Genomic DNA, 13,179 nt, shown 5'->3' with positions numbered 1-13,179 from the left:
GTCGGCGCCGCCGTCCCGGCCGGTCCGGGCGGCGGCGCCCCCGCGTCGGGGTTGGCGTCAGCGGGACGCGGCACGCCGACGCCCCGACGCCCTGGACGCCGGTGTGCGCCTGCACGCGCAGGTCGCCGTCGACCACCTGAGCGGGGTCCTCGTCCCGGAGTGACCGGGCCGACCCCGCCCGCGGCTCAGGGGCGGCGTGTATAACTCATGCATGTCGAAGAAGCCCGCACCGGACGTGGTCACGCTCGTCGATGTCGCCAAGGTCGCCGGGGTGTCCCGCGCCACGGTCTCGCGGGTGGTCAACGGCAACGCCTCGGTGGCTCCGAGCCTGCGCGAGTCCGTCGAGCGGGCCATCGCCGAGACCGGCTACACGCCGAACCTCGCGGCCCGCTCGCTGGTCACGCGCACGACCGGCTCCATCGCGCTCGCGGTCTCGGACATGAGCGCCGGGCAGATCTTCGCCGACCCGTTCTTCGGCCGGGTCGTCAGCGGCGTCACCCAGGCCGTCCGGCCGCGTGGTGTGCAGGTGGTGCTGGCCATCGTCGACGACGAGCCCTCCCGGCGGCAGCTGATCAACTTCCTGCGCCAGGGGCACGTCGACGGCGTCGTGCTCGTCTCCACCCACTCCGACGACCCGCTGCCCGCCGCACTGGCGGAGGCCAAGGTCCCGGCCGTGCTCTTCGCCCGCCCGAGCGAGCCGCTGCCGATCAGCTTCGTCGAGCTCGACCAGCGCGCCGGCGTCTTCCTCGCCGTCGACCACCTGGTCGCCCTGGGCCGCCGCCGGATCGCGCACGCCTCCGGGCCGCTGGACACCCCCGCCGGCCGCGAGCGCCACGCGGCCTTCCGCGAGCGCCTGGCCCACCACGGCCTCACCGAGGCCGCGCACGCCGAGGGTGACTTCACCCAGGCCGGCGGTGCCGACGCGATGCGCGCCCTGCTTGCCGCCGCACCGGACGCGGACGCCGTCTTCGTCGCCTCCGACCTGATGGCGCTGGGCGCGGTCGGCGTGCTGCACCGCGCGGGCGTCGCCATCCCGGACCGGATGGCCCTGGTCGGCTTCGACGACAGCAGCGCCGCCCTGACCTGCGACCCGCCGCTGACCACCGTCCGCCAGCCGGTCGAGGCGATGGCGGGCCAGATGGCGGAACTCCTGCTGGAGCAGATCGCGGCGCCGGAGCGGACGTTGCAGTCGCGGGTCTTCCAACCGGCGCTCGTGGTCCGCGAGTCGGCCTGACAGCTCGGCGGCGCCCGGCCGAAGCCGGGCGCCGCGTCGGCTCGTCAGCTCACGCCGAGGTGACGGGCGAAGAACCGCACTGCGCTGTCCGCCTCGAAGCGCGGCAGCTCCTTGTGCCGACCCGAGTTGGCGTGCAGGGACTTCTCCGTCGAGGCGAAGGCCTCGAAGAGGGCGAGCGCGTGCTCGCGTGAGATGTGCTCGTCGTCCCACTGCATGTCGAACTCGACCGGCACGGTGATCTGCTTCGCGTGGTCGGTCAGCAGATGGGGCCAGTGCTGGCCGAAGACCGCGGCGCGGATCCGGGGCTCGGCCGCCACGAACGGCACACCGATCGCGGTGCCCATGTTGATGCCCCAGTAGCCGACGGGCCCGTCCGTGCCGATCTCCGGCAGCTCCTGCAGCGCGTCCAGGGTCGCCTGCCACTCGGGCACCGCCTGCTCCGCGAGCCAGGCGTTGTAGCGCACGACGATCGGACCGACGGGTTCACCCGAGGCCATCGCCGCCGTCATCAGCTCCCGCTCCTGCTCGTCGTGCTCGGTGAGCGGTCGGCCGCCGTGAGCAGGCGCGTCGATCACCGCGACATGGAACCCGCACCCCTCGACGAGCCGCTGGGCGCGGCCCGACATCGCCGGGTGCTTCTTGTGGTTGCCGCCGCCGTGGCCCATGAGGACCAGCGGCGCGCGACGGGAGCCGGAGTCGGTGGCCGGGGACCAGAGCACACCGGGAATGCCGCTCACGGCGAACTCGCGCTCGAGAACGGTGCCGGAGACGGTCGTGCTGGTGAAAGTCAGAGTGTTCATGGCTGTCGCCTTTCGGGAGAGCGTTGACGCGGGGCTCCCGAAAGCGACGGCTACGCCGCTCGCCCGACCGTGACCGACGGAGGGAGCACCCACACGGAACCTGCGTTCATGGGTCTCACCTCCTTCGTCGCTGTCACGATCAGGAGGAAGGTAGCAGAGGCGGCGCCGCCCCCGCCAAGTCGTTTTCCGACTCGGCGGGGGCGGCGCTGAACCGGGCCGACGGCTCAGTCCATCGCGTCGTCCGTGATCGGCGACGAGAGCGTCAGCCCGCCAGACAGCGGCAGGTTGCGCGAGGAGTCACCGACCAGGATCTGGTAGTTCCCCGCGCCCGCGATCCAGTGCCCGCTGCCGGTGTCCCACGACGCCAGGTCGTGGGCCGTGACGGTGAAGGTCACGGTGCCGGACGCGCCGGGGTTGAGCGTGATCCGCTGGAACCCCTTGAGCTGGTGCGGCGGTTCACCGGCCGAGGCCGGATCGCCGACGTAGAGCTGCGCCACCTCCGTGCCGGCCCTGCTGCCGGTGTTGGTGACGGTGGCCGTCACCGTCGCCTGGTTGTTGTTCAGCGGCCCCACCTGCAGGTTGCCGAAGGAGAAGTTGGTGTAGCTCAGGCCGAACCCGAACGGGAACAGCGGCGTGACGTTGTTCGCGTCGTACCACCGGTACCCGATGTCGAGCCCCTCCGAGTACTGCACCGTCCCGTTGACGCCCGGCCACTGCGCGGCGGTGCTCGCCGGCACCTGGGTGAGCGAGGTCGGGAAGGTGATCGGCAGGTGCCCGGAGGGGTTCACGTCGCCGAACAGCAGCGCCGCGATCGCCTGGCCGAACTCCTGGCCCTGGTAGAAGCCCTCGAACACGCCCGCGACCTGGTTCAGCCACGGCATCATGATCGCCGAGTTGTCGTTCAGCACGACGATCGTGTTCGGGTTGGCCGCCGCGACCGCAGAGATCAGCGCGTCCTGGTTGTTGGGCAGGTTGAGCGTGGTGTTGTCGGACTCCTCGTGCCCGTAGTTGTCGGCCGCGAAGACGATCGCCACCTTCGAGGACTGCGCGAGCGCGACTGCGGAGGCCTGGTCCGAGCCGTCGTTGTAGGTGACCGAGACGTTCGTCCCGGCGGTCCGCTGCTGCAGGCCGTAGAGCGGGTCGTAGGTGCCCGTGCTGGTGGCGCTGCCGCTGCCCGCGCCCCCGGTGATCGCCCCGGAGCTCGCGTCGGTGCCGATGACGGCGATCGACTCGCTGCCGTTCGGGTCGAGCGGCAGGACGCCGTTGTTCTTCAGCAGCACCGTGCCCTCCTCGTCGCCCTGCAGCGCGACCGCGCGGTGCGCGGGCGTCGCGACGATGGCGGTCGTGGAGCCGCTCGGCGCCTTGTCGAACATGCCGAAGCGGAACATCTGCGTCAGCACCCGCGAGACCATCGTGTCGAAGGTCGCCTGGGTGACCTGGCCCGCCGCGACGGCCTGCTCCAGCGACGAGGCGAAGAACCCGCCGAAGGGCATCTCGACCGTCTCACCGGCGTTGGCCGACGGCACGGTGGAGTGGATACCGCCCCAGTCGGACGTGATGAACCCCTGGAAGCCGGCCTGCTGGTACATCGGTACGTTCTCGATGGCCGGGTTCTGGCAGGAGTAGTTGCCGTTGACCATGCTGTACCCGCACATCAGCGCCGCCGCGCCACCCTTCTCGATGGCGGTCTGGAAGCCCGGCAGGTAGATCTCCTGCAGCGTGCGGGGGTCGATGATCTCGTTGCCGGGCGCGTTCGGCTGCTCGATGTTGTACGCGGCCGCGTGCTTGACCTCGGCCATCACGCCCTGGCTCTGCATGCCCTGGACGTCCGCGCTGACGATCTCGCCGGTGAGGTACGGGTCCTCGCCGAAGGTCTCGTACGCGCGGCCCCAGCGCGGGTCGCGGACCATGTTGATCGTCGGGCCGAGGGAGACGTTCACGCCCTTGCCCGCGAACTCCTGGCCGGCCGCGACACCGAAGCTGTGCTCGTAGCCGGGGTCGAAGGTGGCCGCGGACACCTCCCCGTCCGGGAACTGTGTGACGCCGCCGAGCCCGTCACCGACGCCGCTCGGCCCGTCCTCCAGGTTGACGCTCGGGATGCAGAGCGCGGGCTGTCCGGCGATCTGGCCGATGTAGACGTTGGAGCCGTCGCCGTAGAGCATGGCGTCCTTCTGGTCCTGCGTCATGGCGCCCATGAGCTGGGCTACGCGGGTCGAGACGGCCACGTTCGGTTCGTTGAGCCACGGGCAGTTGCCCGGGGCCGGCTGCGGCGTGGGCGGCGGGATGGTGACGGTCTGGTTGCCGACCGTGTAGACGGAGAACTCCCACAGCGAGTCGCCGTAGCCCGTCCCGCGCGCCGTGCCGTACATCCGGACGTAGCGCCCGGTACCGGTGACGTTGAGCGTCTGGGTGCCGCCGGTGCCGGTCGTCGTGGTGTAGATCGTCGTCCAGTTGGTGTTGTCGGTCGAGGTCTGGATCTGGAACCCGGAGGCGTAGGCGTTCTCCCACTGGAGCACCACCTGGCAGATCGGCAGGTTGCCGCCGAGGTCGACGTCGATCCACTGCGGGTCGGCGGAGGCACTCGACCAGCGGGTCAGCGTGCTGCCGTCGGTGGCGTAGAAGGGGTCGTACGCGGGGTTGTTGTCCTGGATCGAGGAGGCGGTCGCCGGGTGGCCGAGGGCCGCGTTGGTGGTGCCACAGTTCCCGGTGCCGCCACCGGAGTTGCCACTGCCCCCCGTGAAGACCTGCATCTCCCAGAGCGAGTAGCCGTAACCCGTCGCCCGGGCGGTGCCGTACATCCGGAGGTAGCGGCCGGTGCCGGAGACGTTGAGGGTCTGCACGCCGCCCGTGCCGGTGGTGGTGGAGTAGATCGTCGTCCAGTTGGTGTTGTCGGTCGAGGTCTGGATCTGGAACGCCGTGGCGTACGCGGTCTCCCAGTTCAGCGCGACCTGGCAGATCGTCAGCGTCGAACCCAGATCCACCTGGAGCCACTGCGGATCGGCGAAGGCGGACGACCAGCGGGTGCCGGTGTTGCCGTCGACGGCCGCCGAGGCCGGGGTCCCGGCGTTCTCGGTCGAGGACGCGGTGGCGGGCTGGACCAGCGGGTCCCGCTGTCGCCGTCGACGGCCGCGGACGCGGGGAACGCGGCGCTCTCGACCGAGGACGCGGTGGCGGTCCTGCCCTGCGACAGCAGGGTTCCGGCCGCCTGCGCGGCGGGTGCGCCGGAGACGAAGAAGGCGGTGAGCAGGGTCAGGACGGCGAGCGCCGCCGTCCACACGGTTCTGACGGTACGTCGGGGCACTGGCGTGAACCCCGGCGAGCGTTGTGCGTGCATGTCGTCCTTTCGCTCGTACGGGGCGCTCAGTAGCCGACGGCGACTTCGAGCCACTGCGGGTTGGCGTGCGAGATGTACGAGGACTGGCCCGCGTAGTCGTCGTACGGGAAGCCGTACGCGAGGCCGTTGATCGCGTGGTCGTGCCAGAACTTGGCGTAGTAGTTGGCGGGCGCCGCGAGGTAGTACTGTGTCGGGTCGGACCACTGCGCCTGCGGCAGCGTCGCCACATGGCGGTTGAGCGCCGCGCACTCGGCCGCGTTGCTCGCCAGCGTGCCCGCGCAGCCGAAGATGTTCGAGGTGGTCTCGTTGACGCCGACCGAGTTCGCGTACGCGGTGAAGTAGTTGGCGTTCACGCCACCCGTCTGGAAGCTCGGGTCGGAGCCGGGTGCGATGATCCGGTAGGGCGCCTGGGTCTGCGCCAGCACCTTGAACTCCTGCGGCACCGCGTTCTGGAAGTCGGTGAACAGCTGCGAGCGGCTCTCGTCGAAGACCTGCTGCGTGTCGCCCACCTGCACGTCGTAGCCGTCGGTGGCGTGCAGTCGCATCGCGATCGGCAGGCCCCAGGCGTCCACCCGGGTGGTGTTGCCGTTGAACACGCCCGCACCGACGGTGAACTCGATGAAGTCGAAGTACTTGCTGGTGGGTGAGCCGAGGTAGAAGTACATCCGGCCCGAGGAGTTGGCGGGCATGTCGAGGTAGGGCTGGTCCGCGATGGAGTGCGTCTGCCCGTTGAAGCTCCAGTAGACCTGGCTGTCCGGGTAGGCGCCGTTGGTGCGGTTGAGCACCTTGACCATCAGCACGTTCTGCGCGGGCGGAATGGTGCTGGTGTCACCCCAGAACGGGTCGCCGGTGCCACCGGAGCTCGCGGTGAAGACCTGGAACTCCCACAGGGAGTAGCCGTACTGGGTGGCGCGGGCGGTCCCGTACATGCGGACGTACCGGCCGGTGCCGGAGACGTTCAGTGTCTCGGTGCCGCCCGCGCCGGTGGTGGTGGAGTAGATCGTGGTCCAGTTCGTCGCGTCGTCGGAGACCTGGATCTGGTAGGCCTTTCCGGCGGCCGTCTCCCACTGCAGGACCACCTGGCAGATGGTCTGGCTGGTGCCCAGGTCGACCTGGAGCCACTGCGGGTCGGCGAAGGCGGACGACCAGCGGGTGCCGGTGTTGCCGTCGACGGCCGCCGAGGCCGGGGTGCCCGCGTTCTCGGTGGACGAGGCGGTGGCGGGTGCGTTCAGCGCCGCGTTCGTGGTGCCGCAGGAGGTGCCGCCGCCGGATCCCGCGGCGCCGTAGACCTGGAACTCCCACAGGGAGTAGCCGTACGCGGTGGCGCGGGCGGTCCCGTACATGCGGACGTAGCGGCCCGTGCCGGTGACGTTGAGCGTCTCGGTGCCACCGGCGCCGGTGGTGGTGGAGTAGATCGTCGTCCAGTTCGTCGCGTCGTTCGAGACCTGGATCTGGTAGGCGGTCGCGTAGGCGGCCTCCCACTGGAGCACGACCTGGCTGATGGCTGCGCTGGAGCCCAGGTCGACCTGGAGCCACTGCGGGTCGGCGAAGGCGGACGACCAGCGGGTGCCGGTGTTGCCGTCGACGGCCGCCGAGGCGGGGAAGGCGGCGCTCTCGAGCGACGAGGCGGTGGCCGGCTTGCCCTGCGAGAGCAGGGTCGTGGCGGCGTGGGCGGATGGTGACTGCGACAGTGCCAGCAGCAGGCCGGCGAGCAGGGCGACCACGGAGAGCAGCGCGCGAAGCGGTGCCTTCCGGTGGGGGGTGGGCAGGGAAACGGGCATGCGGCGACTCCTCAGGCGCGCGTGCGTGAAGGTGGGTGGGACGCACAGCGAGAGTGAGGGGGAGCGCTGAGAGAGCGCTCTCTCGCAGGAGCAGTCTGAGGAGCCGTGCAGGTCATGTCAAGGCCTGAGAGCGTTCTCCGAGGCTGTGCCGACACGGTAGTTGTCGCTCCGTCAGCTCGGCGTCGGCCGGTCGGCGAGAAGCCCCCGGATGGGGGTGGCAGTCACCGAGCATCGGGGGATTGCCAGCCGGGCGCCCGCGCGCTCCCGGTGCAGAAATCGTGGTCGGGAACGACGCGGGAGCGACACGCCGTCGACGGTCGGGTGAACAGTGCGAAGGAACCCGACAGCCTCCCTTGCGGCCCCACCGGCGCAGTCAGCAGATTGGCCCTCGGCCTGGCACCTGCCGGGCCGATCCTCCATGAATCCCCTGGAGCGAGTGATGTCCCTGCGCACCCTGCGCACCGCCGTCGGTGTGGTCGCGGCTCTCGCCGCCACCGCCGTGGCGGTCCCGGCGGCCACCGCCGCCACCGCGCCCGCCGCGAAGCCCGCGGCCGCGGCGCACAAGCCGAGCGTTCCGGCCCTGAAGCTGCACCTGTTCGCGTCCGCCCCGGCCGGCTACACCAACCCGGACGACCTGACCCGCCTCGGCGACGTGCTCTACGTCGCCTACCAGAACAACGCCGGCCCGGACGGCAGCCCGGCCGGCAGCAAGAGTGACATCGTCGGCTTCGACCTGCGCACCGGCAAGGTCGTCCGCCACTGGACGCTGCCCGGCCGCGTCGACGGGCTCACCGCCGACCCGCGGCACCAGCGCCTGCTGGTGACGGTGAACGAGGACCTCAACTCCTCCTTCTACACGATCACCCCGACGCGCCGCTCCGCCACGATCGAGCACTACCACTACTCGCCGAGCCCGGCCCAGAAGGGCTCGGACGGGGTCAACGGCGGCACCGACGCGATCTCCGTCGCCGCCGACGGCACGATCTACGTCGCGCACTCCAACCCGGACGTCTCGCTGCCGGGCGCGAACAACGCCCCGGCCGCGTACACCGTGACCCTGCACGGCACCACGGCGAAGCTCGCGCCGGTCTTCGGCGTCGCCGACACCGCCCGCGTGATCAACCGGGCCAAGGGCGCGCCGGCCACGGAGAAGCTGGGTCTGACCGACCCGGACTCCAACCGGTGGATCCCGGGCCCGCGTGGCGGCGTGCTGATCCAGGACGCGCAGGCGGACAGCAAGCTGGTGCTGGTGGGCGGTCTGAAGGACAAGCACCACAGCCTGGCGGTGCTGAACCTGGTCAACGCCGGCCCCACCAAGGCCACCGCGACCCCGCAGCTGGACGACATCGTCCTCGGTGGCGGCGACGGCGTGCTCTTCGTCGTGGACCAGAAGGGCGGCCGGATCTACGAGGCGCGCACCGAGGGCGTCCGCCCCGGCACGCTTTTCGCCAGCCAGCCGGCCCCGGGCGACGGCGACCTGCCCAACGTCCCGGCGCTGTCCGTGGTCGACCCGCGCACCGGCGTGGTGACGGCGGTCAACACCGGCGCTGTGAAGCTGTCCAGCCCCAAGGGCCTGCTGTTCGTCGGCGCCGACGGTCGGGACTGACACGTCGAACGGCCCGAGCCGGTGGCCTTCGTCCGTAGCCGGACGGAGGCCACCGTCGTGCGTGGCCGTCGGGTTACGATCGGCGGGCGGCATCGCGTGTCGGTCACCGACCGGGTGAGACATGGAGGTGCCGGGAGATGCCCTTGGAGGCATTCCACCCATGTCGGTCGAGTTGAACCACACCATCGTCCACGCCCGCGACAACCGGGAGTCCGCCGCCTTTCTCGCCCGTGTCCTCGGGCTGGAGGTCGGCCCCGAGTGGGGCCCGTTCGTCCCCGTCGCCACCGCCAACGGGGTGACGCTGGACTTCGCCACGATCCCCGCCGAGTCCATCGTCATGCAGCACTACGCCTTCCTCGTCTCCGACGAGGAGTTCGACGCCGCCTTCGCCCGCATCGAGGCGGAGGGGGTGCCCTACTGGGCCGACCCGCACCTGAAGCAGCCGGGGGAGATCAACCACCACCACGGCGGTCGCGGCGTCTACTTCCTCGACCCGTCCGGCCACGGCCTGGAGATCATCACCCGTCCCTACGACGCCCACCTGCCGTCGTAGCATGCACCTGTGAGGCGTGGGGGAGCGGAACTGACGGCGCTGCTGGAGCAGGCCGGGCTGGAGAAGGCGGGCCAGTGGCGGACGGAGGCGATGCTGCCTCCGTCCGCCGCGTGGCGGTTGCTCGCGGGAGCCGGGGCCGACGCGCCGGTGGTCACCGTCCCCGGCCCGTGGCGGGAGGCGGCGGCGTCCGTCAACCAGGCCTGGGAGCGCCTCACGCGTGAGGCCGGGGTGCCGGACGCCGAGGGCGTCTTCCTGGTCGACCTCGGAGGGCCCTGGGCCGCCCGCAGGCCTCGCCACTGGACCCGCGTGCGCCTGACGGACACCTGGGACCTGGCCGGCGTGCTCGGTGAGGAGCCGGGCGGCCTGGAGTTCGTGACGGCGTCGCCGGGCGGTGACATGCTGGTCGCGGTGGTGAGCGGGGCCGACGCGGTCCGGTTGACGGTGGTGGATCGCCTGCGGGAACGACTGGACGCGGCGGCCGAGGCGGCGGCGCGCGCGAGCGAGGCGGAGCAGGCCGCTGCCTGGGCGGCGTTGGAGGCCCGGGCCGCGTCCGAGACCCACCTGCCCAAGCACTGGATCGAGGGCCTCAACGCCAACCCCTCCCTTCCGCAGGAGTTGCGCGCCCGGCTGCTGGCGGAGTCCCGCCACGCCATGTGGCGCCCCCTGCCTGCCGAGGAGGTGGAGGCGGTGCTCAACCACCCCGACTGGAAGGTGCGCGCGTTCGCCGCCGAGGTGCAGCCGAACATCACGCCTGAGCAATGGGAGCGGCTGATCCTCGGCGAGGAGGACGCCCGCAGGCGCTGGGCGCTCACCACGCTCGCGGTGGACCGCAAGGTCGTCCTTCCGCAGGCCGTCCTGCGTCGCCTCGCCGCGGATCCCTCCGCCCGCGTGCGCGCGGAGGCGTTGGGCCTGCAGGGCGTGAGCGCGGAGACGGCGGCCGGACTGGTCGACGACCCGGACACCGCGGTGCGGCGCAAGGCGTGCGCGGTGGCGTGGCCGGAGCTGTCGGAGACGGCCCGTGCCGCGCTGCGCGCGGACCCCGAGCCCCGGGTCCGTCGCGACGCCGTGCTCCGGCACCACCGCGAACACCCGCTCTCCCGCGCCGACTTCGAGGGCGAGCAGCTCGACGCGCAGGACCTGGAGAACTGCCGGCTCGCTCGCGACCTGGTGGAGTGGTGCCTCGGGGGCGACGATGTGGACCGGCGCCGCGCTCTGGCCCGAAATGGGCGGCTGGAGCCGGAGTTCGTCGCCCGGCTGGCCCAGGACCCCGACCCGGGCGTGCGGCTGGCCGTCTCGGTGCGCCCCGAGCTCACAGAGGACCAACGGGCCGCTGTCGTCATTGAGTTCGACCCGGGCCAGCGCTCGTACGGCCTGCCCTGGGTCATGGCCCTCCACGACGACGTCGACGCGATGCGCCGGCTCGCCGCTTCCACGCACCCGCTGATCCGTCGCAGCGTGGCGCGGGCTCGCCGTCTCCCGGCCGACGTCGTGGCGTTGCTCGCCGACGACGAGGACCGGGTGGTGCAGCTCTTCCTGGCGGAGTCCTGCGACGACGCGCCCGCGGAGATGCTGCTGCGCGTCTGCGCGTGGTGGTCGGGCAGCTTCAGCTCCCCGGGCCGCCCGCGCAGCCACCCCAACTTCCCCCGCACGGGCCTGCTCCACTACGCCGACGACCCGAACCCGCGGCTGCGCCGCCTGGCCCTGGACGACCCGGAGTCGACGCCGGAGCTCGTCGAGCGGTTCACCCGTGACCTGGACGGCCAGGTCCGGCACCGCGCCGCCGAGGACGAGCGGTTGTCCGCCGCCGCAGCGGCGCGGCTGGCCGACGATCCGGAGGACTCCGTGCGGTTCGCCGCTCTGCGCCACCCCGGGCTCCCCGCCACGGTGCTGGCGGAGCGGCTGGGAACGTGCGGGGACGCCGAGTGGGCGTCCCGGAACCCGGCCGTGCCGGTGGCCGTGCTCCGGGTCATGGCCGACCGCGCGGTCCCTACGCCCCCGGCAGGCGGCGCAGCACCAGCGTGACGAAGCCCCAGGTGTCGCGGTAGACGCGGAGCCACTCGTTGCGGTGGGTGGCGGAGACCTCCAGGGCCTGGGCGCAGGAGGGGTCGTCGGGGTGGTCCAGGGCCCAGTTCGCGAGGGAGCCGGTCCAGGCCCACTCGTAGGCGTCGAGTTCCTGGCGGGTGGACAGGTGGCCCTGGACGGGTACCAGGCCGGCGGCGGTGACCTGGGCCATGACGGTGGGCAGGTCGCCGGAGTCGCCGAGCATCTCCCGGGCCTCCGGGGCGGGCTCGCGCTCGAAGTAGCCGTCGCCGACCAGCAGGCGACCGCCGGGGGCGAGGTGGCGGGAGGCGGCCGTGAGCGTGGCCGGGAGGCCGCCGAAGGCGTGGACGGCGCCGACGCACAGCACCGCGTCGAAGCCGTGGGGGTTGGTGAAGGCGTCGGCGTCCTGCTCGACCAGGGTCAGCCGGTCGGCGACGCCGAGGGCCTCGGCCCGCTCCGCGGCCTCGGTGAGGGCGCGCGCGGAGAGGTCCACTCCCACGGCCCGCAGCTTCGGGTGCCGGGTCAGCGCACGCAGCAGCCATTCGCCACTGCCGCAGCCCAGATCGAGGACGCGGGCGTCCTCGCGGGCGACGGCGTGGTCCAGCAGCGCGGCCACCGACGCGTCGCCGAGCGGCGCCGCGATCGGGTGGTGGGTGTGGGCGATCAGGGAGAGCTGGTCACGGTTCATCCGACGGAGCGTGCCACGCCCGCGCACCCGGCGACACCTGGTTTTCCCGTCGCGAGCGCGCTCGGCGCCGCTGCTCAGTAGCGGGCCGTGATGCGCCGGGCGGGGCCGTCGACGGTGAGCAGGCCCCCGTAGGGGAGGACCAGCTGCGGATCGGTGTGGCCGAAGTCGACGTCGAGGACGGCCATGGTCTCCGGCGCGTACTCGGCCAACGCCCGCAGCACGGCCTCGCGCTGGTCCTTGCGGTAGGCGGAGCGCTCGGCCGGGCCGAGCGGACGGTCGAAGTTCCAGGCCTTGGCCCGCGCCATGAGCAGCGCGGGGAAGCGCCGCAGCAGGCCGCGTTCGCCCATGTTGCGCAGGATCCGGTAGACGTCCGGGGCGCTCGGCATCTCCTCGGAGGTCTCCAGCAGCAGGACGCACCCCTCGTAGGCGTCCGGCGGCAGGATCTCGCGGTCGGCCATCATCAGCCAGGAGAGGATCTCCAGGTTGCCGCCCCAGCTGCGGCCCTCGACCCGGCGGTCGGCTCGGTGCCACCGCCAGGGCTCGGCGGGCTCGCTCTCCGGCTCGCGGGTGAAGGTCCCGGCGTCCGCCCAGTTCCCGACGACGGAGTCGACGCGCTCCGGCTCGCGCAGCACGCGCGGACCGGCCTCGAACAGCGCCGCGCGCAGCGTGTCGACCGTGGCCGGGTGCATCGTGACGGGCCGACCGTACTGCGTCATCACCGAGCCGCCGTGGTAGGCGGGAACACCGAGGTTCCACAGCAGCACCAGCAGGTTGGTGTTGTCGCTGTATCCGAAGAACGGTTTGGGGTTGGCCCGCAGCAGCTCCCGGTCCAGGTGCGGCAGCACCCGGATCTGGTCGTCGCCGCCGATGCTGGAGACGACCGCCTTGATCCGCGGATCGGCGAAGGCCGCATGCAGGTCGGCGGCGCGCTCCTGGGGTGTCGCGCCCAGGCGCCGGGTGGCCGGGTAGCAGACCGGTACGAGCCCGAATTCGTCCCGCAGCCGGCGCAGCCCCAGCTCGAACGGGGCCGGGAACAACGCCGGCAGCCCGGCGGACGGCGACACGACGGCGACGGCGTCGCCCGGGGAGAGCTTGGGGGCCCACGGCACTTCGGTATGCATGCGCACGATGCTACGAGCAGCG

Annotated in this window: 9 protein-coding genes; 4 read left to right on the top strand and 5 right to left on the bottom strand. The window is 72.1% G+C overall.

Features of this window, described 5'->3' with window-relative positions; genetic code table 11:
* The first annotated feature begins 211 nt into the window (after positions 1–211).
* The gene (locus tag BMY61_RS29015) at positions 212–1,234 is read left to right on the top strand and encodes a LacI family DNA-binding transcriptional regulator (RefSeq protein WP_042443159.1); all 1,023 of its coding nucleotides are present in this window, start codon (positions 212–214) and stop codon (positions 1,232–1,234) included.
* Positions 1,235–1,278: 44 nt separating this feature from the next.
* Here BMY61_RS29015 and BMY61_RS29010 read toward each other — a convergent pair whose 3' ends face one another.
* The 3 genes from BMY61_RS29010 to BMY61_RS29000 form a co-directional block, all read right to left on the bottom strand.
* Positions 1,279–2,034 carry an alpha/beta hydrolase family protein gene (locus tag BMY61_RS29010; protein ID WP_042443160.1) on the bottom strand — a complete coding sequence of 252 codons (756 nt, stop codon included), beginning with the start codon at positions 2,032–2,034 and terminating at the stop codon, positions 1,279–1,281.
* Between the two features lie 224 nt (positions 2,035–2,258).
* Entirely contained in the window at positions 2,259–5,309 is a 3,051-nt protein-coding gene (locus BMY61_RS48860; protein ID WP_201777520.1) for a glycoside hydrolase family 3 C-terminal domain-containing protein, read from the bottom strand.
* Positions 5,310–5,394: 85 nt separating this feature from the next.
* Positions 5,395–7,149, bottom strand: a complete 1,755-nt coding sequence (locus BMY61_RS29000; RefSeq protein ID WP_042443162.1) for a discoidin domain-containing protein — start codon at positions 7,147–7,149, stop codon at positions 5,395–5,397.
* Positions 7,150–7,588: 439 nt separating this feature from the next.
* Here BMY61_RS29000 and BMY61_RS28995 point away from each other — a divergent pair, with 439 nt between their 5' ends.
* The 3 genes from BMY61_RS28995 (at position 7,589) to BMY61_RS28985 (ending at position 11,330) form a co-directional block, all read left to right on the top strand.
* Positions 7,589–8,755, top strand: coding sequence for a hypothetical protein (locus BMY61_RS28995; RefSeq protein WP_042443164.1), 1,167 nt, complete (start codon positions 7,589–7,591; stop codon positions 8,753–8,755).
* Positions 8,756–8,915: 160 nt separating this feature from the next.
* A complete protein-coding gene (locus tag BMY61_RS28990; protein WP_042443166.1) occupies positions 8,916–9,308 on the top strand; it encodes a VOC family protein in 393 nt (130 codons plus the stop codon).
* Between the two features lie 9 nt (positions 9,309–9,317).
* Positions 9,318–11,330 (top strand): hypothetical protein, encoded by a 2,013-nt coding sequence (locus BMY61_RS28985; RefSeq protein ID WP_052438356.1) that lies wholly within the window; start codon positions 9,318–9,320, stop codon positions 11,328–11,330.
* Here the strand turns inward: BMY61_RS28985 and BMY61_RS28980 are convergent.
* A complete protein-coding gene (locus tag BMY61_RS28980; RefSeq protein ID WP_042443168.1) occupies positions 11,296–12,036 on the bottom strand; it encodes an SAM-dependent methyltransferase in 741 nt (246 codons plus the stop codon). The genes BMY61_RS28985 and BMY61_RS28980 overlap by 35 nt on opposite strands.
* Before the next feature lie 74 nt (positions 12,037–12,110).
* Positions 12,111–13,157, bottom strand: a complete 1,047-nt coding sequence (locus BMY61_RS28975) for a S66 family peptidase (RefSeq protein ID WP_042443169.1) — start codon at positions 13,155–13,157, stop codon at positions 12,111–12,113.
* Between the last annotated feature and the right edge of the window lie 22 nt (positions 13,158–13,179).

Origin of the sequence: Streptacidiphilus jiangxiensis (genome assembly GCF_900109465.1) — a bacterium.
Lineage (GTDB): Bacteria > Actinomycetota > Actinomycetes > Streptomycetales > Streptomycetaceae > Streptacidiphilus > Streptacidiphilus jiangxiensis.
Note: the sequence above shows the minus strand (reverse complement) of the source record. Positions and strands in the feature narration are given on the sequence as shown.

Excerpts from the sequence above, each read along its gene's own strand:
- BMY61_RS28995 (WP_042443164.1), top strand. The coding sequence starts at position 7,589 with ATGTCCCTGCGCACCCTGCGCACCGCCGTCGGTGTGGTCGCGGCTCTC.
- BMY61_RS29015 (WP_042443159.1), top strand. The coding sequence starts at position 212 with ATGTCGAAGAAGCCCGCACCGGACGTGGTCACGCTCGTCGATGTCGCC.
- BMY61_RS28975 (WP_042443169.1), bottom strand. The coding sequence starts at position 13,157 with ATGCATACCGAAGTGCCGTGGGCCCCCAAGCTCTCCCCGGGCGACGCC.
- BMY61_RS29010 (WP_042443160.1), bottom strand. The coding sequence starts at position 2,034 with ATGAACACTCTGACTTTCACCAGCACGACCGTCTCCGGCACCGTTCTC.
- BMY61_RS29000 (WP_042443162.1), bottom strand. The coding sequence starts at position 7,149 with ATGCCCGTTTCCCTGCCCACCCCCCACCGGAAGGCACCGCTTCGCGCG.
- BMY61_RS28980 (WP_042443168.1), bottom strand. The coding sequence starts at position 12,036 with ATGAACCGTGACCAGCTCTCCCTGATCGCCCACACCCACCACCCGATC.
- BMY61_RS28990 (WP_042443166.1), top strand. The coding sequence starts at position 8,916 with ATGTCGGTCGAGTTGAACCACACCATCGTCCACGCCCGCGACAACCGG.